This is a genomic window from Paenibacillus sp. P13VS, assembly GCF_015143645.1.
GTDB classification, from domain to species: domain Bacteria; phylum Bacillota; class Bacilli; order Paenibacillales; family Paenibacillaceae; genus Paenibacillus; species Paenibacillus xylanilyticus_A.
The window spans coordinates 180,231-200,755 of the sequence record NZ_WYEV01000007.1 but is presented as its reverse complement, the minus strand read 5'-3'; the positions used below and the strand labels follow the sequence as shown (position 1 = coordinate 200,755).

At 47.7% G+C, this 20,525-nt stretch carries 25 protein-coding genes; 19 read left to right on the top strand and 6 right to left on the bottom strand.

What is annotated here, in order from left to right:
• Positions 1 to 45 precede the first annotated feature (45 nt).
• Positions 46 to 816 (bottom strand): FlxA-like family protein, encoded by a 771-nt coding sequence (locus GUA98_RS19130; protein ID WP_193724116.1) that lies wholly within the window; start codon positions 814 to 816, stop codon positions 46 to 48.
• 201 nt (positions 817 to 1,017) lie between these two features.
• Here GUA98_RS19130 and GUA98_RS19125 point away from each other — a divergent pair, with 201 nt between their 5' ends.
• Together GUA98_RS19125 and GUA98_RS19120 are read left to right on the top strand one after the other, a co-directional pair.
• Positions 1,018 to 1,656 carry a hypothetical protein gene (locus GUA98_RS19125; RefSeq protein WP_227779820.1) on the top strand — a complete coding sequence of 213 codons (639 nt, stop codon included), beginning with the start codon at positions 1,018 to 1,020 and terminating at the stop codon, positions 1,654 to 1,656.
• A gap of 540 nt (positions 1,657 to 2,196) precedes the next feature.
• The gene (locus tag GUA98_RS19120; RefSeq protein WP_153979236.1) at positions 2,197 to 2,673 is read left to right on the top strand and encodes a hypothetical protein; all 477 of its coding nucleotides are present in this window, start codon (positions 2,197 to 2,199) and stop codon (positions 2,671 to 2,673) included.
• Positions 2,674 to 2,852: 179 nt separating this feature from the next.
• Here GUA98_RS19120 and GUA98_RS19115 read toward each other — a convergent pair whose 3' ends face one another.
• A complete protein-coding gene (locus tag GUA98_RS19115; RefSeq protein ID WP_095290464.1) occupies positions 2,853 to 3,446 on the bottom strand; it encodes a thymidine kinase in 594 nt (197 codons plus the stop codon).
• Positions 3,447 to 3,624: 178 nt separating this feature from the next.
• Here GUA98_RS19115 and GUA98_RS19110 point away from each other — a divergent pair, with 178 nt between their 5' ends.
• Positions 3,625 to 3,837, top strand: coding sequence for a hypothetical protein (locus GUA98_RS19110; RefSeq protein ID WP_193724115.1), 213 nt, complete (start codon positions 3,625 to 3,627; stop codon positions 3,835 to 3,837).
• 8 nt (positions 3,838 to 3,845) lie between these two features.
• On the opposite strand, the gene GUA98_RS19105 is transcribed toward GUA98_RS19110, so the two are convergent.
• Positions 3,846 to 4,193: a potassium channel family protein gene (locus tag GUA98_RS19105; RefSeq protein WP_193724114.1), complete on the bottom strand. Its 348-nt coding sequence runs from the start codon at positions 4,191 to 4,193 to the stop codon at positions 3,846 to 3,848.
• Between the two features lie 165 nt (positions 4,194 to 4,358).
• Complete coding sequence (locus tag GUA98_RS19100) at positions 4,359 to 4,676, bottom strand: DUF2627 domain-containing protein (RefSeq protein WP_095290469.1); 318 nt, start codon at positions 4,674 to 4,676, stop codon at positions 4,359 to 4,361.
• Between the two features lie 229 nt (positions 4,677 to 4,905).
• Between GUA98_RS19100 and lpdA the strand changes: the two genes are divergently transcribed.
• The 5 genes from lpdA to lipB all read left to right on the top strand — a co-directional run bounded on the left by lpdA (position 4,906) and on the right by lipB (position 10,788).
• The gene (gene lpdA, locus GUA98_RS19095; protein ID WP_153979234.1) at positions 4,906 to 6,330 is read left to right on the top strand and encodes a dihydrolipoyl dehydrogenase; all 1,425 of its coding nucleotides are present in this window, start codon (positions 4,906 to 4,908) and stop codon (positions 6,328 to 6,330) included.
• Positions 6,331 to 6,470: 140 nt separating this feature from the next.
• Positions 6,471 to 7,499, top strand: a complete 1,029-nt coding sequence (locus tag GUA98_RS19090) for a thiamine pyrophosphate-dependent dehydrogenase E1 component subunit alpha (RefSeq protein ID WP_095290473.1) — start codon at positions 6,471 to 6,473, stop codon at positions 7,497 to 7,499.
• A 2-nt stretch (positions 7,500 to 7,501) separates the two neighbouring features.
• Entirely contained in the window at positions 7,502 to 8,488 is a 987-nt protein-coding gene (locus GUA98_RS19085; RefSeq protein ID WP_095290475.1) for an alpha-ketoacid dehydrogenase subunit beta, read from the top strand.
• Between the two features lie 71 nt (positions 8,489 to 8,559).
• A complete protein-coding gene (locus GUA98_RS19080; protein ID WP_153979233.1) occupies positions 8,560 to 9,963 on the top strand; it encodes a dihydrolipoamide acetyltransferase family protein in 1,404 nt (467 codons plus the stop codon).
• A 117-nt stretch (positions 9,964 to 10,080) separates the two neighbouring features.
• On the top strand, positions 10,081 to 10,788 hold the full coding sequence (gene lipB, locus GUA98_RS19075; RefSeq protein WP_193724113.1) for a lipoyl(octanoyl) transferase LipB: 708 nt from the start codon (positions 10,081 to 10,083) through the stop codon (positions 10,786 to 10,788).
• A 25-nt stretch (positions 10,789 to 10,813) separates the two neighbouring features.
• Here lipB and prli42 read toward each other — a convergent pair whose 3' ends face one another.
• Entirely contained in the window at positions 10,814 to 10,915 is a 102-nt protein-coding gene (gene prli42 / locus GUA98_RS19070) for a stressosome-associated protein Prli42 (protein WP_095290480.1), read from the bottom strand.
• A gap of 85 nt (positions 10,916 to 11,000) precedes the next feature.
• Between prli42 and GUA98_RS19065 the strand changes: the two genes are divergently transcribed.
• Positions 11,001 to 12,134, top strand: a complete 1,134-nt coding sequence (locus tag GUA98_RS19065; RefSeq protein ID WP_153979231.1) for a M20/M25/M40 family metallo-hydrolase — start codon at positions 11,001 to 11,003, stop codon at positions 12,132 to 12,134.
• Positions 12,135 to 12,262: 128 nt separating this feature from the next.
• Here the strand turns inward: GUA98_RS19065 and GUA98_RS19060 are convergent, their stop codons facing one another.
• Positions 12,263 to 12,397 carry a Z-ring formation inhibitor MciZ gene (locus GUA98_RS19060; RefSeq protein WP_153979230.1) on the bottom strand — a complete coding sequence of 45 codons (135 nt, stop codon included), beginning with the start codon at positions 12,395 to 12,397 and terminating at the stop codon, positions 12,263 to 12,265.
• Positions 12,398 to 12,518: 121 nt separating this feature from the next.
• Between GUA98_RS19060 and GUA98_RS19055 the strand changes: the two genes are divergently transcribed.
• From GUA98_RS19055 to spoIIAB, 10 genes are all read left to right on the top strand, one after another.
• Positions 12,519 to 13,103 (top strand): NUDIX hydrolase, encoded by a 585-nt coding sequence (locus tag GUA98_RS19055; protein ID WP_193724112.1) that lies wholly within the window; start codon positions 12,519 to 12,521, stop codon positions 13,101 to 13,103.
• A complete protein-coding gene (locus GUA98_RS19050) occupies positions 13,103 to 14,320 on the top strand; it encodes an endonuclease Q family protein (RefSeq protein WP_415753042.1) in 1,218 nt (405 codons plus the stop codon). The genes GUA98_RS19055 and GUA98_RS19050 overlap by 1 nt, the downstream gene beginning before the upstream one ends.
• A 133-nt stretch (positions 14,321 to 14,453) precedes the next feature.
• Entirely contained in the window at positions 14,454 to 15,083 is a 630-nt protein-coding gene (spoIIM, locus tag GUA98_RS19045; protein ID WP_127537951.1) for a stage II sporulation protein M, read from the top strand.
• 108 nt (positions 15,084 to 15,191) lie between these two features.
• Positions 15,192 to 15,659 carry a Fur family transcriptional regulator gene (locus tag GUA98_RS19040; RefSeq protein ID WP_024630961.1) on the top strand — a complete coding sequence of 156 codons (468 nt, stop codon included), beginning with the start codon at positions 15,192 to 15,194 and terminating at the stop codon, positions 15,657 to 15,659.
• Positions 15,660 to 15,826: 167 nt separating this feature from the next.
• Positions 15,827 to 16,069: a DUF4227 family protein gene (locus GUA98_RS19035; RefSeq protein WP_153979227.1), complete on the top strand. Its 243-nt coding sequence runs from the start codon at positions 15,827 to 15,829 to the stop codon at positions 16,067 to 16,069.
• Between the two features lie 74 nt (positions 16,070 to 16,143).
• A complete protein-coding gene (locus GUA98_RS19030) occupies positions 16,144 to 17,034 on the top strand; it encodes a tyrosine recombinase (RefSeq protein ID WP_153979226.1) in 891 nt (296 codons plus the stop codon).
• 181 nt (positions 17,035 to 17,215) lie between these two features.
• Positions 17,216 to 18,040, top strand: coding sequence for a purine-nucleoside phosphorylase (locus GUA98_RS19025; protein WP_193724110.1), 825 nt, complete (start codon positions 17,216 to 17,218; stop codon positions 18,038 to 18,040).
• A gap of 351 nt (positions 18,041 to 18,391) precedes the next feature.
• Positions 18,392 to 19,567: a D-alanyl-D-alanine carboxypeptidase family protein gene (locus tag GUA98_RS19020; protein ID WP_193724109.1), complete on the top strand. Its 1,176-nt coding sequence runs from the start codon at positions 18,392 to 18,394 to the stop codon at positions 19,565 to 19,567.
• A 143-nt stretch (positions 19,568 to 19,710) separates the two neighbouring features.
• Positions 19,711 to 20,064, top strand: a complete 354-nt coding sequence (spoIIAA, locus tag GUA98_RS19015; protein WP_036663380.1) for an anti-sigma F factor antagonist — start codon at positions 19,711 to 19,713, stop codon at positions 20,062 to 20,064.
• Complete coding sequence (gene spoIIAB, locus GUA98_RS19010; protein WP_095290499.1) at positions 20,061 to 20,516, top strand: anti-sigma F factor; 456 nt, start codon at positions 20,061 to 20,063, stop codon at positions 20,514 to 20,516. Before spoIIAA ends, spoIIAB begins: the two co-directional genes overlap by 4 nt.
• Positions 20,517 to 20,525: the final 9 nt, after the last annotated feature.

Here is a 20,525-nt window from a genome sequence, read left to right as displayed (position 1 = left end):
CAGGTATTAGGGTTGTGGTTTATTTTTGTGTGTGTTCTAAATTTATTAAGCTAAAATGTCAATTGATGTATTAGGGTTTATCATTGTCAGAGAATTCGAATGTGGTTTGTTGTCCATAACCTCGTTGTTAACCGAAAGTTTATCGTCTTTATTGTCCTTTTCCGCTTTCACCTCTTCGGTAGAAGCTTTCTCAACAGTCGGTTCATTGCGTGGAGCTGTATCGTTTATATCTTGGAGTAATTCCCCAATTTTCTTGTCCGTACTTCTAATGTGGGATTTAACTTCCTGAACCATTTCTCGCTTCATTTGAAAAACAGTATGCTCTGCATTTTCAAGCATCGCCGATTTTCCGTTATCTGCATGAGGATTACTATCTAATAAGGTACGATCAAAACGAACGCCGCCCTCCAGCGTGTTGATTGAACCTTGCATTTTCTCGCGGGATCCAACCAGCTTTCCCAATTGATCGTATGTATTGCTATTCTTGATTACAGAACCGAGTGAGACCGTATCTTCAGGTTGAGGATCAGAACTCTTGGGCTGTTCATTCTCTTTTTGACGTGTCTTTTCCTGAATCTCTTCTGCTTTAATTTGAGCAATTTGAGCGTCAATTTCCTGAATACTGGAGTTCAGGGTTTGAATGCGCTGCATTTTCGTTTTTGTGTCCAGTTTTTCATTGGATCTCACCGTTTGTATTTCTTCGCTTAGTCTTGCCTTTTGTTTATTTAAGTCCTGAATGATCTTGTCCGTCTTGGTAGCTGTATTACTGCTCTGATGGGTTCCGGTGCTTCTGTTCGAAGATGAAACGGATAACATAAGGGATTCCTCCTGGGTGTGATAGTTGCGTGATTTTTTTATCATACTTATTATAATATCGGAGTTTTGGGTTATTCTGTTAAGAGACACTGAAACATGCAGCAGCTAAAATTGTATGGCCGTTTGATCCGTTCCGAAGTGAAAACTATAATATGAAATTAGACGAATAAATCTGACAGAGTGGAGAATACGGGGTGGGGTATGTCTAAAATGTTTCGGAGTTTCATTTCCTCTGTCCTCAGGGTTACCAAAGGAAAGAAACGAATCAAATACGCAGCCATTTATCTTGCTGTTGCCGGTGCTTTGCATCGATTACTGGTGGAGAGCAGGCGTGAGCGATCCGCAGCCAAACGGCTGCAGCAGGATCTTCCTGTTGCAGAACTGGGGCAAATGAAGCTGGAACCGGGAGATATCGTGTACACGCCAAGTTCGGAATCGACCTATTATGCAGGACATATGGGGATTATTGGGCTGGACGGCAAAGTGTATCATGTTCATCCTTATGGACCCGTGTTCGCCGATTCCCTGGAGTGGTATCTTACCCGGTTCTATGAAGGAGATCGTTTCATTGTATTTCGTTCACGTTTAAACCAGGCTGGACAGCGTGCGGCCGAGTGGGTGCATGAACACTACAAGCAGGTTAAGTTTTATCGATTGCAGACCAATTTGCGAAGCATTGAACGAAATTATTGCTCCAAATTTGTATATCAGGCCTATCAATTTACCTCGGGGCTGGATCTGTGGAGCAGAAGGTTTACCCGGTTTAATCAAGGGTATATCTATCCGTTCCGAATTGAGCGTTCACCTGCGCTGGAAGTATTAGGTACCTTTTATAAATAAAGATTCAATACTGACACGGCTGTCCTTGACCCTCCCTCGATAGGGAGGATAGCTTTTGTCGGTTTTTTTTGATATGTGTACCGATTAAAGACAGGAAAAGGCTCTAAAACGTCGAATAGATTATGAGATAGACGTGCACAACTGGGAATTGTATACATAATACCGGCAGGTTCAGTTTGACCGGAGAACGACGAAGAATGGCTGCAATCTAGTCTAGAGAAAGAGTGAGAGTGAGATGAAATGGCTGGGCTTCTTACACGGATTCAGACGCAAACAAAACGTAGTGAAGCTATCGGACTACACACCTAAAAAAGAAAGGAGGCACTACTGCTCCATTTGCAAGAAAAAAGTTGAATCAGTCGTTCATTACGCAGCGCCTCAGGGAAATGTTACAGGTGTATGCAGTTCTTGTAAGCTGTTGGCGGATGAACGTGGAATGTACCCCATTTAATAGGAAGAATCATGCTCAGGAAATAACATTGCTTTGATTTATGAGCATTTTTGTAGTACATTAGCAAATGTATTCGAAGGAGGATTCTAATGTACTCAGGTAGACAAGACGATACTTTATACATCATGACCTACACCTTAAACAGCGGTATCAAGGGTACGGTTCCACTGTCTAATAAGCAGATTGTTGAGTGGCTGGATTGCTACAGAAATGAGAAGCGCTTCGTGACCGAGATTGGGAAAGAGTTCTTTGGATTGAATGCAGGCCTCGTGGCCGATTTCAAAGTTCAAAATCATTTATCCGATTATCAACAGACCATCATGCCCACACAGCAGCAGGATAGTCTGGAACGCTTATCCAGTGCATATAAATCAACCGAGCTATTGATGAAAATTGATTGCAAGTGCGGTACGGCATATGTAACGGAATCTCCATATAAGCGAACCAAATGGTATTGTACGAAGTGTAAAGAAATCGTATTTCTGGACGCCAAAAAAGGAATGGTAGAAACGTCCCGCGGTGACGCATACTACATGACCAACAAATATTTTGTCTCCCGCGACTAGTGGGAGACTACGAATTAGAGCATCGCTTTGAAGCGGTGCTTTTTTGTAATGAATGTTGAACCGGGTAGAGCGAATGCGGTGGTCAAGCAAAAAAAGCCCTTCAGGGCTTTTTAAGAACAGGCAGGTCTGACTCTGAGTTCTGCTTCAGAGAACCTGCCGAATATATAATAAAAGCTGAACTAGCATTCTACTTTGTGAGGAGGAATGAAACAGCAGCGGCAGCGTGGTTCGTAGGCTTCCGAATCGCCAATCATGACAACCGGACCAAGAGTGACTGGTTCTCCGTTCACAATACGTTGAGTGAAGGCAGCATCAGGGCTTCCGCAAACCGCACAGAATGCGGAGAGCTTCTCAATGTCATCTGCCATGGCGAGCAGACCCCCAATATATCCGAATTCCTTGCCACGATAATCCATATTAAGACCATCTACAATCACGTGTTTGCCGCAATAGGCAAGCTCGGAGACGAGGTCCATTATGGCACTGCTGAAAAATTGCACTTCATCAAAAGCAACCACATCAGCATCTTTGGTCTGAGCAAGAATCATCTCCACGGATTCCGGAGTTAATTGCCGGGGGATGGAATGGGCAGGAAGACGATATCCGATTCGGCTGACAATCTCGTCCTGAGCAAACCGATCATCTTCGGCTGGTTTGTAAGCAACGACCTTTTTACGGCCAAATTGAATTAATTTCTGACAACGGCGAATGAGTTCACCGGATTTTTCACTGAACATCGGTCCAGTAATTACGGTAATACGTCCTGTTTGCACGGTGCTGCTACTCCTCTCACATACGGATTCAACAAAAAAAGCGACCATTACAGAGTACCACGAAATCTCCGGTCAGAGCTAGAACTAATCCAAGCTGCTTTGTGTTACTATATGGATTATTACACTGTTGGTAACGGCAGTTGTGAAGCTGTAGTATTGGAAAAGAGGTGTTTTACAAGTGAGTGAAGCAATAAATGAAATGCAGCAGCGGTATGAGGAATTAAAGGGACAAGCTGTCCTTCATGAAGGCACAGAGGCACTGATTGCCGATCTGTTTGCGGAAATAGAGCGGCTGCAGGCCAGCAATTTAACCCTGCGCAGAACCATTCTGAAGTCTTCTTCCAAAGAATCCCGCATGTCAACGAAGCTGAGGGATGCATTATACGAATAACCCGGAGATTACTCCGGGTTCTCTTCTGTCTGCAATTTGCGAGGAAATAGAATACCTGCTGTAATTCTGGCAATCATGGCAAAGGTAAGGCCAATGCCGGCATACATGTAGATTACGGTAAATGCTTTGCTGAATCCGGTGGTAGGCACAAATTCAGGATGCCCCACCGTCGTCAAAGTCACGGCGCAGAAATAAAGCGCATCGATCCAGTGCAGCCCTTCAACACGGGTATAGAACAAGGTTCCTGACAGCAGTGTTGCTGCAGTCAAGATAAAAAGTGCGAGAAACTTGGGGTCCTTGAACGCGTGGAAAATGCCCTTGAGCAATCTTTTCAGCGTTATGAGAAACGATATCATGTTAAACCATCCTGTCTTTTTTGAAGTCGATCATTCGTATCATCTTCTTCCAGTCACGAGCGGGAAGATGCTGAGATATCCATGAGAAATCCATGTGAATAAATAAGCATTATACCCGATCCAGATTGAATGATAAAGCTAGGGAGAACAGCAAAAAGCCCGGACTTAGGAAAGCTTGCCGGGTGTCTCTGCCTGTTCGGTTGTGTTTTTGGAACGGAAACGGGGACCCACATAATTGCGTTTACGGTCACGGAACAAAATCCAGCCCCCCAAGAAACTCATGCCTGCAGCAAACAGGAGAAGCCCGCCTCCAAAGGAAAGCCACTGGAATCCTGGTGAGATCTGATCATTCCCGTGCTCAGCATAATATAGGAAAAGGGCGTCTTTCATCATCAAAAAACCTTTCATGGCCATTAGTCCAGGAATAACCAAGACCAAAATCGCCAAAAACCGTGCAAAGACCAGTCTAGTATTCATCACCATTTAACCCCTTCTGCCAAATGTCGACGTAAAATAAAGGTTGCGCTTACAGGTCATGCCTGATTCCATCATAGCTTGGTTTGTGCACGCTGTCCATGTGTTAGGACAAACTTTGAGTTGACTGCCCAAGGGGAGTACAATGGAATATAGTAAAGTTCTGCAAAAGGCTTTTCATCATCATCAACATCGTTCCATTCATAACTAATCATATTGATAGAGGAGAACATAAAAGATGCCAATTACATGTGATGTTGCCATTCTCGGAGGAGGGACCGGAGGTTACGTTGCCGCAATTCGTGCTGCCCAGTTGGGTAAACAGGTTGTCATTATTGAGAAGGACAAGCTTGGGGGTACCTGCTTGCATCGCGGGTGTATTCCAAGCAAGTCGCTATTGAGAAGTGCCGAAGTGTACGCTGAGATTCAAGAGAGCGAATCGTACGGAATCGAAACAGCAGGAGCAACGCTGGTATTTCCCAAGGTACAGGCGCGCAAGGACGCCATTGTGGAGCAGCTGCATCAAGGTGTTCAATATTTGATGAAAAAAAATAAGATCCAGGTTGTATACGCCAAAGGCCGTGTAATCGGACCGTCCATATTCTCACCTCAGAGCGGAGCGGTAGCTGTGGAGTTTGAAGATGGGGAGATGGATACGGTTGTGCCAACCAATCTCATCATTGCTACCGGGTCACGTCCGCGCGTACTTCCGGGCCTGGAGCCGGATGGCCGGTATATCATGAGCAGTGACGAAGCTCTGCGGATGGATGAATTGCCAACATCACTCATCATCGTGGGTGGTGGCGTGATTGGACTGGAATGGGCATCCATGCTGAATGACTTCGGGGTGGACATTACGGTTGTCGAGGCTGCCGATCATGTATTACCCGCAGAAGACGAAGACGTGGCAAGGGAGATGCAGCGGCTGCTTGGCAAACGCGGAGTACGCTTCCTGACAAAGGCTAAAATCATGCCAGAATCATATGAGGCTGGTCAAGAAGGCGTTCGAATTAATGTTCAGATGAATAACGATCAGCAGGAGACGCTCAGTGCGGACAAAATGCTGATATCAGTGGGGCGGCAGGCTAATGTCGAAAATATTGGACTCGAAAACACCGATATCAAATTGGACCGCGGATTCATCGCAGTAAACAAGCATCTACAGACTGGTGAAGGACATATCTATGCGATCGGGGATTGCATTGGTGGATTACAGCTTGCACACGCTGCGAGTCATGAAGGCATTCTGGCCGTGAATCACCTCGCAGGTGAATCGGTTCATGCCGTCGAATCCCACCGTATTCCCCGGTGTGTGTACACTCGTCCTGAAGCAGCAAGCATTGGTTTCACGGAGCGTGAAGCGAAAGAGCGTGGTTTTGATGTCAAAACCGGCAAGTTTCCGTTTCAGGCAATTGGCAAATCACTCGTTCATGGAAACCGGGACGGTTTTGTGAAGGTAATCGCCGATGCCAAGACGAATGATATATTGGGTGTACATATGATTGGTACCCATGTAACGGAACTGATCGCTGAGGCTTCACTGGCACAAATGCTGGATGCGACGCCATGGGAAGTGGGACAGACGATCCATCCGCATCCTTCATTGTCCGAAATTATGGGCGAAGCCATGCTGGCCGTAGACGGAAAAGCCATTGGAATGTAGGTCTGGACAGACTTATGAGAAAGGTTCTTTCCTTTTTTGGGCAAAAGGGATTATAATAAGGTTAAGCCAAGTCTTAGTACCAGGTTATAAGATCGGGTTGTAAGACGGGCACAGGCTCTGATTAAAAGGAGGTACCTCATATGAGTTCACAAGGTACTGCAGATGCGGTCCACCGGCATGAACAGCTGGGACTTAGCGATGGAGAAGTATTGGACATGTACAAATACATGCTGCTTGCGCGCAAGTTCGATGAACGTTGCTTGCTCTTGCAGCGGGCCGGCAAAATTAACTTTCACGTATCCGGTGTAGGTCAGGAAGCTGCACAAGTGGGTGCTGCTTTTGGACTGGACCGGGATCACGATTATTACTTACCTTATTACCGCGATTACGGCTTCGTATTGGCGGTAGGCATGACGCCTCGCGAGCTGATGCTCTCTGCTTTTGCCAAGGCGGAAGATCCGAATAGCGGCGGCCGTCAAATGCCGGGGCATTTTGGTCATAAAAAGCTGCGAATTGTTACGGGCTCAAGCCCGGTTACTACTCAAGTACCGCATGCCGTAGGTTTTGCACTGGCGGCAAAAATGCAGAAAAAAGAATTTGTTTCATTTGTTACGTTTGGTGAAGGCTCAAGCAACCAGGGAGACTTCCACGAAGGAGCTAACTTCGCTGGAGTTCACAAGCTGCCTGTCATTATTATGTGTGAGAATAACCAGTACGCCATCTCTGTTCCGGTCCATAAGCAGCTTAGCGGCAAGATATCGGATCGTGCACTGGGATACGGCTTCCCTGGACTACGGGTTGATGGCAATGATGCGCTCGAAGTATATGCTGCCGTCAAAGAAGCGCGCCGCCGTGCAATTGCCGGTGAAGGCCCTACCCTGATTGAAGCCATGATGTACCGTTTGTCTCCTCACTCCACTTCCGACAATGATCTGGCTTACCGGACCAAGGAAGAGGTTGATGAGAATTGGAAGAAGGACGGCGTTCTTCGGATGAAAAATTATTTGATTGATTGCGGCATCTGGGACGAAGCCCGGGATGCGGATCTGGCTTCCCAGCTCGCGCTGGAAATGAAAGAAGCGACTGAATATGCAGACAACGCGCCATATCCGAAACCTGAGGACACTCTGACGCACGTTTATGCGGACAGCGAAGAAGGGGGACGGTAATCATGGCGGTTATGGAATATATAGATGCGATCCGTCTTGCGATGAAAGAAGAGATGGAGCGAGACGAGAATGTCTTTGTACTGGGTGAAGACGTCGGTGTCAAAGGCGGCGTGTTTACCACAACCAAAGGCTTGCAAGAGCAATTCGGCGAGATGCGTGTGATGGATACACCTTTGTCCGAATCAGCCATTGCAGGAGTAGCCATTGGGGCGGCTATGTATGGCATGAAGCCCATTGCGGAGATGCAATATTCAGACTTTATGCTGCCGGCAACCAATCAGATCATTAGTGAAGCGGCCAAAATCCGTTATCGTTCCAACAATGACTGGAGCTGTCCGATTGTTATTCGTGCGCCGATTGGAGGAGGGATTTTCGGAGGATTGTATCATTCACAATGTCCGGAATCCATTTTCTTCGGTACACCTGGTTTGAAAATCATCGCTCCTTACTCGGCATACGACGCCAAAGGTTTGCTCAAAGCTGCCGTCCGTGACCCGGATCCGGTATTGTTCTTTGAAAATAAGAAGTGTTACAAGCTGATTAAAGAAGATGTACCAGAGGATGATTACATCGTTCCGATCGGCAAAGCAAATGTGCTTCGTGAAGGTGCGGATATTACGGTTATCGGGTACAGCCAGCCGCTGCATTTTGTAATGCAGGCAGCGGAAGAACTGGAGCGTGAAGAAGGGATTACTTCCCACGTTCTGGATCTGCGTACACTGCAGCCGCTTGACCGTGAAGCGATCATCGCTTCGGCTCGTCAGACAGGTAAGGTGCTTATTGTTCACGAGGACAACAAAACAGGTGGTGTTGGTGCCGAAGTTGCGGCTATTATCAGCGAAGAGTGCCTGTTCGATCTGGATGCACCTATTCAGCGTCTTTGCGGACCGGACGTACCGGCAATGCCAATCAGCCCTACACTGGAGAAATTCTACATGCTTAGCAAGGATAAAGCGAAGGAAGCCATGCGCACCCTTGCGGAGTATTAATTCGGTTGAATATAAGTTTCGACAACCTATTCGAAAAAAGGTTAAAAGCAAAGTTTGGAGTGATATAACAAATGGCTGAACGTATGAAATGGATCGAGGTCATTATGCCGCAGCTGGCAGAATCGCTGGTCTCGGCTACCATTGGAAAATGGTTAAAAAAACCGGGCGACCGGGTTGAACAATACGAGCCAATCTGTGAAGTAATTACCGATAAGGTCAATGCAGAGATTCCATCGACAGTTGATGGAATCATGGGCGACCTTCTGGTGGAAGAAGGTACGACGATTGCTGTTGGTGAAGCCATCTGCCGTATGCAGGTAGCAGCTGCGGATGATGAACAAGTTGCAGAGCAAGTGACACAAGTATCCCAGCAGAACAATGCACAGCAAGGATCAGTAACTCCAGCAGGTCATGATGCCAATCAGCCTATGCGTAATCGCTACTCTCCTGCGGTACAGTCACTTGCAGCAGAGCATGGTCTTAACTTGCAGGCCATTCAAGGCACAGGAGCAGGCGGACGCATCACACGCAAGGATGTGCTTGCTGTAATCGCTCAAGGTGGCCAAACAAGTATACCGTCAGCACAATCTTCCTCTGAAGCTAGTCCATCTGCTTCACCGTTTAGCGGTTTGAACAAAAGCGGTGCAGAAACGGGAATCTCCGCAAGAGAAGCGGTTTCTGCGGCGGATGCAGGCGTTCCCGTGAGACATTCAGGGATTCATTTGACGGAATCTCCGAAAATCCCGCAGATTGAAGTAGAAGGTGGCGGCCAGGGAAGATCGGAATATTTTATCGATGTTACTCCTGTGCGTAATGCCATTGCCCGAAACATGCGTCAAAGCGTATCGGAAATTCCTCACGCATGGACCATGATTGAAGTGGATGTTACCAACCTTGTTATGCTGCGCAATAAGCTCAAGGATGAGTTCAAGCGTAAAGAAGGTATTAATCTGACATACCTTTCCTTCATGATGAAGGGTGTTGTAAATGCGATTAAGGATTACCCGATCATGAACTCGGTTTGGGCTGTTGACAAAATTATCGTTAAACGGGATATTAACTTGTCCATGGCGGTAGGTACAGAAGACTCTGTACTAACACCTGTGATCAAACATGCGGATCAGCGTAATATCGCAGGTTTGGCCCGGGAAATCGATGATTTGGCACGTAAAACCCGTGAAGGTACTCTGAAGCTGGATCATATGCAAGGTGGTACGTTTACAGTCAATAATACCGGTTCGTTTGGTTCAATTCTTTCGCAACCGATTATTAACTATCCACAAGCGGCAATTCTCACGTTTGAATCGATCGTGAAGAAGCCTGTAGTCATTAATGACATGATTGCTGTTCGTTCAATGGCCAACCTGTGTCTGTCTCTGGATCATCGGATACTGGATGGCGTCATCTGCGGCCGGTTCTTACAGCGGGTCAAGGAAAACCTTGAAGGTTATAATATGGAAACAAAAGTGTATTAATGAAATAGAGTTGTCAAGGGAAAGTGTATGTGCCACAGGCCGTGCACTTTTCCCGCTGTCTGCGGTTAAACGATCAAATATGGTTTGGACAATGAAGCGGAAGGGTGTGGGGAAATCATGAACAAGCCGCTGGATGTGACATACATACCGATGCTTGATTATGAACAGGCTTGGAACCGCCAAAAAGCAATTGTACAGCAGCTGGACGAAGGTGAGGGAATCGAGCAGATGCTTCTGCTGCAGCATCCTCCCACATATACAATCGGATCTCAAAATCACCCGGAGCATCTGCTTCTCAGCAAGGAGGAGCTCGAGGCAAAGGGGATTACCTTGTTTCAAATTGATCGTGGCGGTGATATTACATATCATGGTCCAGGTCAGCTTGTTGGTTATCCGCTGCTCGTTCTCGGCCGTGATGAAGCTCTTGATTTACATGGATATTTGCGCAATCTGGAGCAGGTCATCATTGATTACCTGGCAGATGAGGGTATTGAGGCTGGCCGGAAAGAAGCATACACCGGAGTATGGATCGGGGATATGAAGATCGCTGCCATCGGGGTAAAGTTTAACCGTTGTAAACATCGGCGAGGATTCGTGACGAGTCATGGTTTTGCTTTTAATATTACTTCAGGTATTCAGGATGAAGGGTTTCAAGGGATTATCCCTTGTGGCATAGAGCAGTACGGCGTGACCTCTCTCGAGGACATCACCGGCAGAACCTACACCGTGGAGCACGTTGCCCAGCAGATTGTCCCATATTTCGGACGTATTTTTCCATATGAGATGACTTGGAGAAACGAAAAAGAAGCCATTGTCCGTCTCTAGTTCAGACAGTCAAGGGCTTCAGATTCTATCCAAATAGTAGGGGTTCAAGAGCGATGAAAAGGGTAGACCCGATCATGGCAATCAGCATGAGATAGATCACGATTTTGAACCATTTCTTTTTTTGCATGAAGAGAGAACTCCTTTCAACAAATGAAAAATAAACAAGCATATTAATTGTATTGTACCGTATCCATGAGAGGGAGGAAAGTCCTATGATTAAACAGGAACGTGTCATACATCAGTTTATGGAACTGGTGCAGATCGACAGTGAAACGAAGAATGAACATAACATCTCCAACGTATTGAAGGAACAGTTTACCCAGCTGGGTCTCAGCATATATGAGGACGATACCTTGGAGAAAACCGGGCATGGAGCAGGTAACCTGATTGTTACCTGGGAAGCGGATGGTGCACCGGAGGCAGCGCCGATCTTTTTTACCTGCCACATGGATACCGTAACTCCTGGACAGGGAATCAAACCCGAGCTTGGAGAAGACGGTTGGATTCGCAGCGATGGAACAACGATCCTCGGAGCAGACGACAAGGCAGGTATTGCTGCTCTGCTTGAAGCGATTCGGGCGATTCAGGAGAACAAGGTTCCACACGGGAAAATTCAGTTCGTCATTACCGTTGGCGAAGAATCCGGTCTCGTCGGTGCCCGTGCAATGGATCCAAAAGATATTGAGGCTGAATTCGGTTATGCACTTGATTCCAATGGTGCAGTGGGAACGATATGTGTGGCTGCCCCGGCGAGAGCCGAGATTCAGATGAACATTTATGGGAAGTCGGCACATGCAGGTGTGAACCCCGAAGATGGCATCAGTGCCATCCAAGTGGCGGCGAAGGCCATTGCAGCAATGACACTGGGACGGATCGATGATGAGACTACGGCCAATATTGGCAAGTTTCAAGGCGGATCTGCACTGAATGTTGTATGTGATTTTGTACAGATTGAAGCGGAAGCACGCAGTATTGTGCAGGAAAAAGTGGAAAAGCAAATTGCTCAGATGCGTGAAGCTTTAGAAACAACCTGCCGCAAATATGGTGCCACAGCCGAATTCCGCAGCGAGATTTTGTATCCTGCCTTCGGGTTCCACGATGAGCATGAGGTTGTGCAGCTTGCGCAGCGTGCGATTCGCAGCCTGGGTCTGGAAACAAGTACGTTTGCTTCAGGTGGTGGCAGTGATGCCAACATCTTCAATGGCTTCAACATTCCGACCGTCAATCTGGCGGTAGGTTATGAGGATATTCATACGACGAAAGAGCGCATTCGTGCGGAAGATATCGTTAAACTGTCCCAGGTTGTCGTAGCCATCATTCAGGAGACGGCTTCTGGCAGCAAGTAAGCATATATAGAGGTGTTACTTGGAAGGAAGCGCCTCTCTACGTAAAAGTCCGAAACCGGTTAGCATCGGATTCGGACTTTTTGCGAATTCATGTTATATTTTATGGGAGAAATGAAAGTCAACAAGGATTACTTTCGTCCCGCTATCAGTTCACTCAGCTTGGCATCAGGGCCCCATTCACGCATCCATTGCTTGAGTATAAGCTGGACTTGCCTTGCTTGTCCGACCACATGTACTGATTGAGATGTCACATAACTGTTCATTGGATATCCCCCTGATTTGTTTTTTTATTTCTCGAAAGGCTATAGGCTCACGATATGCCAAAAAACGGGGGATTATACGTATTGTGAATATAAAATCTTGAAAAAGTGGAGTTGATCCTATATGAATCCTACCAACCAAACGGGTACTAACCACCCGTCTAATCCCAAGCTCGATGAAGTAACAGTCTCGACGAAGCCAATCTTTGAAGGAAAAGTCATTTCTCTTCAGGTCGATACGGTCAAGCTGCCTAATGGTCAGACAGCTTCACGTGAGATCATCCGTCACCCTGGTGCGGTAGCAGTACTTGCTTTGAACGGGGATCGCATGCTGGTGGTTGATCAGTATCGTCAGGCGATGGGGCGTACCGAGGTGGAAATACCTGCAGGCAAACTTGATCCCGGAGAAGAGCCGGAGGTTGCGGCCGCTCGTGAATTACGGGAAGAAACCGGCTACGCAGCCAAGTCGCTCCGTCATCTGCGTTCATTCTATACATCACCCGGTTTCGCAGACGAGATCATTCACTTGTACATTGCCGAGGAGCTCGAAGCCGGAGACATGGCACTGGATGAAGATGAATTTCTCGAAGTATCCGAAATCACGCTTGAGGAAGCGTATCAGCTGATGGATCAGAACCGGATCAGTGATGCCAAAACGATGATGGCTGTGTACGCTTGGGATCTGTACAGAACGACAGGGCGGTTTTAATGATGCCAGATCAGCAGACAACGTCTAACACGTGGGATTCCTGTTACGCAGACCTGCATATCCACATTGGGCGTACGTCCCGCGGTGAAGCTGTTAAAATTAGTGGCAGCCGGGATCTGACCTTCGAGAATATTGCCCGTGAAGCGTCAGAACGCAAGGGAATTCATCTGCTCGGCGTCATAGACTGCCATTCACCAGTGGTACAGATGGATATCGAGCAGCTGCTTGAGAATGGTACGATGTCCGAGCTGAAGGATGGGGGCATTGCCTACCAGGACACCACGATTCTGCTCGGTACCGAAATCGAGCTGCGCGAACCGGAGATGCGGGAATATCACATGCTGGCCTACTTTCGTGATTTGACAACGATGAAGTCATTCACGGAGTGGATGCAGCGTTATATGAAAAATGTGAATCTCAGTTCACAACGGGTATATGTCTCATCCCTCGAAATGCAGGACGAGATAAAAGCCCGTGGCGGGCTCATCGTGCCCGCACATGCCTTTACACCTCACAAAGGCATCTATGGCAGCACGGCTCCGCGTATGGCGGATGTACTGGATACAAGCCTGATTGATGCGGTGGAGCTGGGATTAAGCTCAGACTCATCGATGGCCAGCTACATTCAGGAGCTTGACCAGCTCCCTTTTCTAACCAATTCGGATGCACACTCCCTTGGTAAAATTGGACGTGAGTATAATGAGCTGCAGATTGCCCATCCTTCATTTGACGAATTCAGCATGGCATTGAAGGGGCAGGCTGGAAGAAGTATCAAGGCCAATTACGGCTTGAACCCGAGGCTTGGCAAATATCACCGCACGTATTGCGCAGCCTGTGGCAGCATCATGGATGAACAAGCGATGTCAGCAGACCGCTGTCCCTATTGCGGCAGTATGAAGCTGGTGCAGGGCGTTCTGGATCGTATACTGGCCATAGCAGATCGGGAGAGCCCTCACGTACCAGAATTCAGGCCACCGTACCACTATCAGGTACCGCTTGAGTTTATCCCGGGACTGGGCAAGGCAAAGCTGCGTCAGCTTCTGGAACACTTTGGCACCGAAATGAATGTCCTACATCGGACAATTGAAGAGGAGCTTGCGAGTGTTGTGGGACCCGTTCTGGCCAGTCTTATCGTTGCTGCTCGAAATGGTCGACTGGAGTTGTCATCCGGAGGCGGGGGAACCTATGGCAAGGTCTCTGGTAAGGAAAAGGACTAAGACAAGCAGGAGGGAAGGATAGGGCGCGTATCGGGACAAGGAGTCATACCCACGTATTTCGGTTCATAGAATGACTGTGTGGATTTCTTAGAGATCCTGCAGCATGATAACCGGAAAGGGGACCCGTACCTGTATGCGTTCTTCCTACTTCACGTTCAAAGGTCAAACTTCGTTATATGTATTTGTAGCTGTCTTGTTTCTGGTCGGTGTCATTTTTGGCGCCTTGATGGTGAATGCCCTGTCTCTTGAGCAGCGTCAGGATCTGGAGGGGTATCTGGGCAATTTTTTCATGACAGTCCAGCACAGCGGGCAGATTGTCGAGTCCGGAACCTATTGGGATATAGCGATACTTCATCTGAAATGGGTTGGCCTTATCTGGATACTTGGCCTGTCCGTCATCGGATTGCCGGGGATATTGGTTTTGGATTTTCTAAAAGGAGTGCTGATCGGATTTACCGTTGGATATCTCGTCGGACAGTATTCCTGGAAAGGGCTGCTGTTTGCCCTGGTATCCGTCGCGCCGCATAATTTGTTCGTCATTCCGGTATTACTGATCTGCAGTGTGTCGGCTATGACCTTTTCCTTATATATCATTCGGAATCGTGTACTCATGCAGCGGGCGCCAGGTGGGCAAAGGCCTTTTGCCTCTTATGTGCTGCTGACGCTGGTTATGGCTGGACTGCTGTTAGGCGTCGCGTCTTTTGAAACATGGGTAACACCCGCGATGATGCGCTGGGTAACGCCAATGCTGCTCCCGGCGTAGCGCCGCAACGGACAGTGTAAAATGTTGACTTTAATTACGCACTCCCCCTATAATGAAAGAAGTGGGTTAAGTTGCAGTGTGCAGTGATTTCCTAGGGGGAGGGAGAAAATGGAAGCACGGATCGATAAAATTAAGCAGCAACTACAGTCCCAAGGTTATAAATTAACGCCCCAGCGGGAAGCCACCGTAAGAGTACTTCTTGAGAATGAAGAAGATCATCTGAGTGCGGAAGACGTATTCATGCTCGTTAAAGAAAAAGCTCCCGAAATCGGTCTGGCAACCGTGTACCGTACCCTCGAACTGCTGAGTGAGCTGCATGTTGTAGAGAAAATCAACTTCGGCGACGGTGTAGCGCGTTATGATCTGCGCGGAGATACATCCAAGCATCACCATCATCACTTAATTTGCGTTCAATGCGGAAGTATGGATGAAATACGTGAAGACTGGCTTGGACCGCTTGAAGAGCGTCTGGAGCGGGAATTTAACTTTTCGGTAGTAGATCACCGACTGGATTTTCATGGGATTTGTTATCGTTGCAAAGCTAAAAATGACCAGAAGCCCAAAGATGAAGAATAACATAGCATATCTTCAAGCTCTCACCGGCGGTTTTGACGGGAGAGCTTTTTTGGTCCAGTACATGATGTAAGGTTATCTCTGATGGCATCTCAAATGTCATATTCCTGTGTTTGTCGTCATACCCTGATTCTAGATGAATTGGATTCAAACCAGGAGGGGGACAACCCATGATTATTTCACTGCGCCGAGGGCTTCGTTTTATACGATTTATTATAGTTTTTGCAGGATTGGTTTATCTGTTCTATCATGTTCTGGATTTGTTCAACGGCTGGATCTCACCTGTGGATCAGTATCAGATGCCTACAGGAAATGCAGTCAAAGTCTTTCAGGAGACGGATTGGCCAGGCAATGGAGAAGCACGTCTTACGCTGGCGGAGAGACTCCGTTTGTTTTATTGGTATGGAGAGTAGTCCGGACAGCCAGGGATGCAAATACGGAAGCAGGTTGCCAGTTCGGCAATGCTGTCAGATGAGGAGCGTTGTACATGAGACAGACGATACACCCCTATGCCTTATACTTGGAAGAAGATAAAGGGATGTCAAGCAGTACGCTGGAGTCGTATCTTCGAGACGTGGACAAGTTCATCGAATTTGCAGATAAGGAATACGGTATTCGTGAGGCAGGGCAGGTGCGTCGTACTCATGTTATTTTGTTTATCGGCAAACTGAAGCAGGCGGGGCGTGCCAATGCGACTATTGCTCGCAGCGTGGTATCCTTGCGTTCCTATTTTCATTTTTTGATGCGCCGTGGCGAGATTCTGCAGGATCCAACGTTTGATGTCGAGGCTCCGAAAGCGGATAAAACCCCGCCACAGGTATTAACGGTGGATGAAATTGAACTCCTTCTGGCCTCGCCCGATACTCGCTCTGCCCAAGGGGTGCGTGATCGTGCCATGCTTGAGCTTTTGTATGCTACCGGTATTCGCGTCTCGGAATTGATCGCACTGGATATACGGGATGTTCAACCTGGCATGCGGTTTATTCGCTGCGGAGGTGCAGGCAAAGAACGAATTCTGCCGATTGGCGCACCGGCAGCACACTGGGCAAGTGTGTATGTTAACGATTTTCGTAACCACCTGCTCAAAACAGACTCGGACGAGCAGGCCCTGTTCGTCAACGTGTCCGGAAGACGTTTAACCCGCCAGGGCTTCTGGAAGCTGCTCAAGAAAGCGGCGATGGATGCGGGGATTTCAGGAGAGATTACGCCGCACACGCTGCGCCATTCCTTTGCGGCCCACCTGATTGCAAGCGGGGCAGATACTCGTGCCGTGCAGGACATGCTGGGTCATGTGGAGCAGGCAGGACAACAATATGGGAATCATGGCCGCAAAACGATGAAGGAGATCTATGAAACGCATCATCCGCGAGCAAAATAATGGGCTTTAACGCTAAAAGTTCAATAATAGATGCGGAACATATCGCTGATTTAGGATAAAATAAACTGTACACATTTAAACGCCGTTATACATAAGCGAGCGCGTCGTCAGAAGGAATATACCTGAACGATGCAGCTAGCTGACATAGACGGAAGTTTCAACTCAAGGGGGAACATTTGAAATGACACCATTAAATCAACAGATGATTCAGGAAGCTGCTTCTTACATTCAAAGCAAAAGCTCCATCAAGCCGGAAGTCGGTTTGATTTTGGGTTCCGGTCTTGGCATTCTGGCCGATCTTATTGAAGATGGCGTAAGTATTGCCTATCAGGATATTCCTCACTTCCCGGTCTCCACGGTAGAAGGGCATGAAGGGGAATTGCTGGTCGGCACCATCAAAGGCCGTCCGGTTGTTATGATGAAAGGCCGTTTCCACATGTACGAAGGATACGGACCTGAGCTTACAGCGTTTCCTGTACGTGTCATGAAAGAACTGGGTGTATCTTCACTGCTCGTAACCAACGCGGCTGGCGGTGTAAACACTTCGTATGAGCCAGGCGATCTGATGCTCATCTCCGATCACTTGAATATGACGGGCAAAAATCCGTTGATCGGGCCTAATGACCCGGCTATGGGCGTGCGCTTCCCTGACCTGTCTGAAGCCTACAGCCGCCGACTGCGCGCACTGGCGAAAGATACAGCGGCTTCACAAGGCTTTAACGTACGTGAAGGCGTATACGCAGGCTTGCTGGGTCCTAATTATGAGACACCTGCTGAGATCGTCATGCTGCGTACGCTGGGTGCAGACGCGGTGGGTATGTCTACAGTATCCGAGGTTATCGTGGCACGTCATGCTGGTCTGAAAGTGCTCGGCATTTCCTGCATCAGTAATATGGCAGCCGGAATCCTAGATCAGCCGTTGTCCCATGATGAGGTTATGGAAACGACCGAGCGTGTTCGTGAATCATTCCTTGCGCTTGTTCTGGCCGTGATTCCACAAATGTAATTCAGAAGCTACAGTAAGACAACCTATGGTGATCCTTGGGATCATTCAAGAGGTTGTCTTTTTTTTACAAAGTGGAACATCCGTATATCTGTCGTATTAACTTCTTTTCTTGTCTTCTGGAATATCTATTCATGGGATTTTGGGGGTTAATCCCCTCTTTACAGTATCGTGTGTAATTACGTGTTCTCTTTTCAATTAGGGGGCACGTTTTTTTGTGCATTTGTTTGAGAATAGAAAAAGTTCGGGAAATCATTCATGGGATGGAATAATTTACTGTAAACGCGCCGACAATGATTAGCAGTACATGCATGGAGCATGCAGTAAGCAAGTCATTTGAGGAGGTTAACCCTAGTGAAGAAACGAATAATGGCATCGTTCATGACCCTATGTATTTTGCTACCCCTTATGGCGACAACAGCGCTGGCGGAGGAAGCACCCAAAACGGCAGGAGGGACAGATCTTGCCCCGTCGGCTCGTTCTGCCATTTTAATGGATGCCGATACGGGAACAGTTATTTTTGAGAAAAACAGTCATGATCAGCTGCCTCCGGCGAGTATTACAAAGATTATGACCATGCTGCTGACGATCGAAGCCATCGATTCCGGCAAGCTGAAGCTGACGGATAAGGTGAGAACGAGTGAATATGCTGCATCCATGGGGGGGTCACAGATTTTCCTCGAACCTGGCGAAGAGATGACTGTCGATGACATGTTGAAAGGAATCGCCATGGCTTCCGGTAATGATGCATCTGTTGCGATGGCAGAGAAAATTGCCGGATCAGAAGAAGCTTTTGTGCAGCTGATGAATGAACGGGCCAAAGAGCTCGGCATGAAAGATACGCACTTTGCCAATTGTAATGGACTTCCAGTGGAGAATCATTATTCTTCCGCACATGACATTGCGCTGATGAGTCGTGAACTGCTGAAACATTCAGGGATTACGAAATACACGGGAGCATACCAGGACTACCTTCGTAAAGATACGGAAAAGCCCTTCTGGCTGGTGAATACCAATAAACTGGTCCGTTTCTACTCAGGCGCAGACGGTCTGAAAACGGGTTATACATCAGAAGCCAAATTCTGCTTGTCAGCTACCGCTTTGAAGGACGGTCTGCGTACGGTTGCGGTAGTGCTGGGTGAACCGAATACGAAAACCCGAAATGCTGAAGTGGCTTCGATGTTCGACTATGCGTTCGGACAATACACGATGAAACCTTTGTACAAAGCAGGGGATCAGCTCGGCAGTCTGAAGATTGAAAAAGGGGAAGTGGCTGAACTGCCGCTGACGGCTACGCAGAATTATAGTGTGCTGATGCGCAAAGGCGCCAAAGCCGATGAGTTCCGCCATGAGCTGTTAATGGCAAAAGAAGTGAAAGCACCCGTCAAGGCTGGTCAGAGCGTAGGTAAACTTGTCGTTTACCAAGAAAACGAGGTCATCAAGGAGTTTGATATCCAGGCCCCTCAGGATGTGAATAAGGCTGGCTGGTGGAAGCTGTTTAAACGAACAACATCGAACCTGTTTGATTAAATGCCGATTTGCGCGTTCTGCATACATTCTTTGAACGTATTTTGTAGTTAATTAGGGGTTTTCTTCTAGTTTTGTCGGGGGGCAGGAAAAGCCTTCGGAAACGTAGAAATCCTTGTTCAAGACTGGGAGGAGAGTGAGCAAACGTGAACTTGCATGTGGAAATGGAACATCACCGTGGGATTCTGATTGTGCGATTATCCGGGGAGCTGGATCACCATACAGCCGATATGGTTCGAATGCAAATGGATGAGGCCATCCAACGCAGACAGTGTGAACATCTGGTGCTTAGCCTGAAAGATCTTCAATTCATGGACAGTTCGGGTCTGGGTGTCATTTTGGGCAGATACAAACTCATTAAAAATAAAGGCGGCAAGATGGTTGTATGTGATGTTAATCCGCCGGTCTATCGTTTGCTGGAAATGTCGGGCTTGTTCAAGATCATGCCGATTTACGAAAATGAGGGAACAGCTCTCTCGGGTCTGGAGGTCGTCTCATGAGTGAAGGTACGGGAACAAATTTCATGAATCTGCAATTTGCGGCCAAGTCGGAGAACGAATCGTTCGCAAGGGTGACTGTCGCTGCGTTCATCTCTCAGCTTGATCCCACAATGGACGAGCTCAGCGATCTGAAGACGGTTGTCTCGGAAGCGGTGACGAACAGTATCATCCACGGGTATAACAACAATCCCGAGGGTGTCGTGTCCATTCAGGCGCAAATTCGCGAAGACATGATTACAATTATTGTGGAAGATCGCGGAGAAGGAATCGAAGACCTGGAACTGGCCAAACAGCCGCTATATACGTCCAAACCCGAACTTGAGCGGTCGGGCATGGGCTTCACCATTATGGAAAACTTCATGGATGAATTCGAAGTCAGCAGTGAGCCCGGCAGAGGCACCTCCATCAAGATGAAGAAGAGGATTGAATCCAAGAAAGCAATGTATAATTAGGGGTTGGTC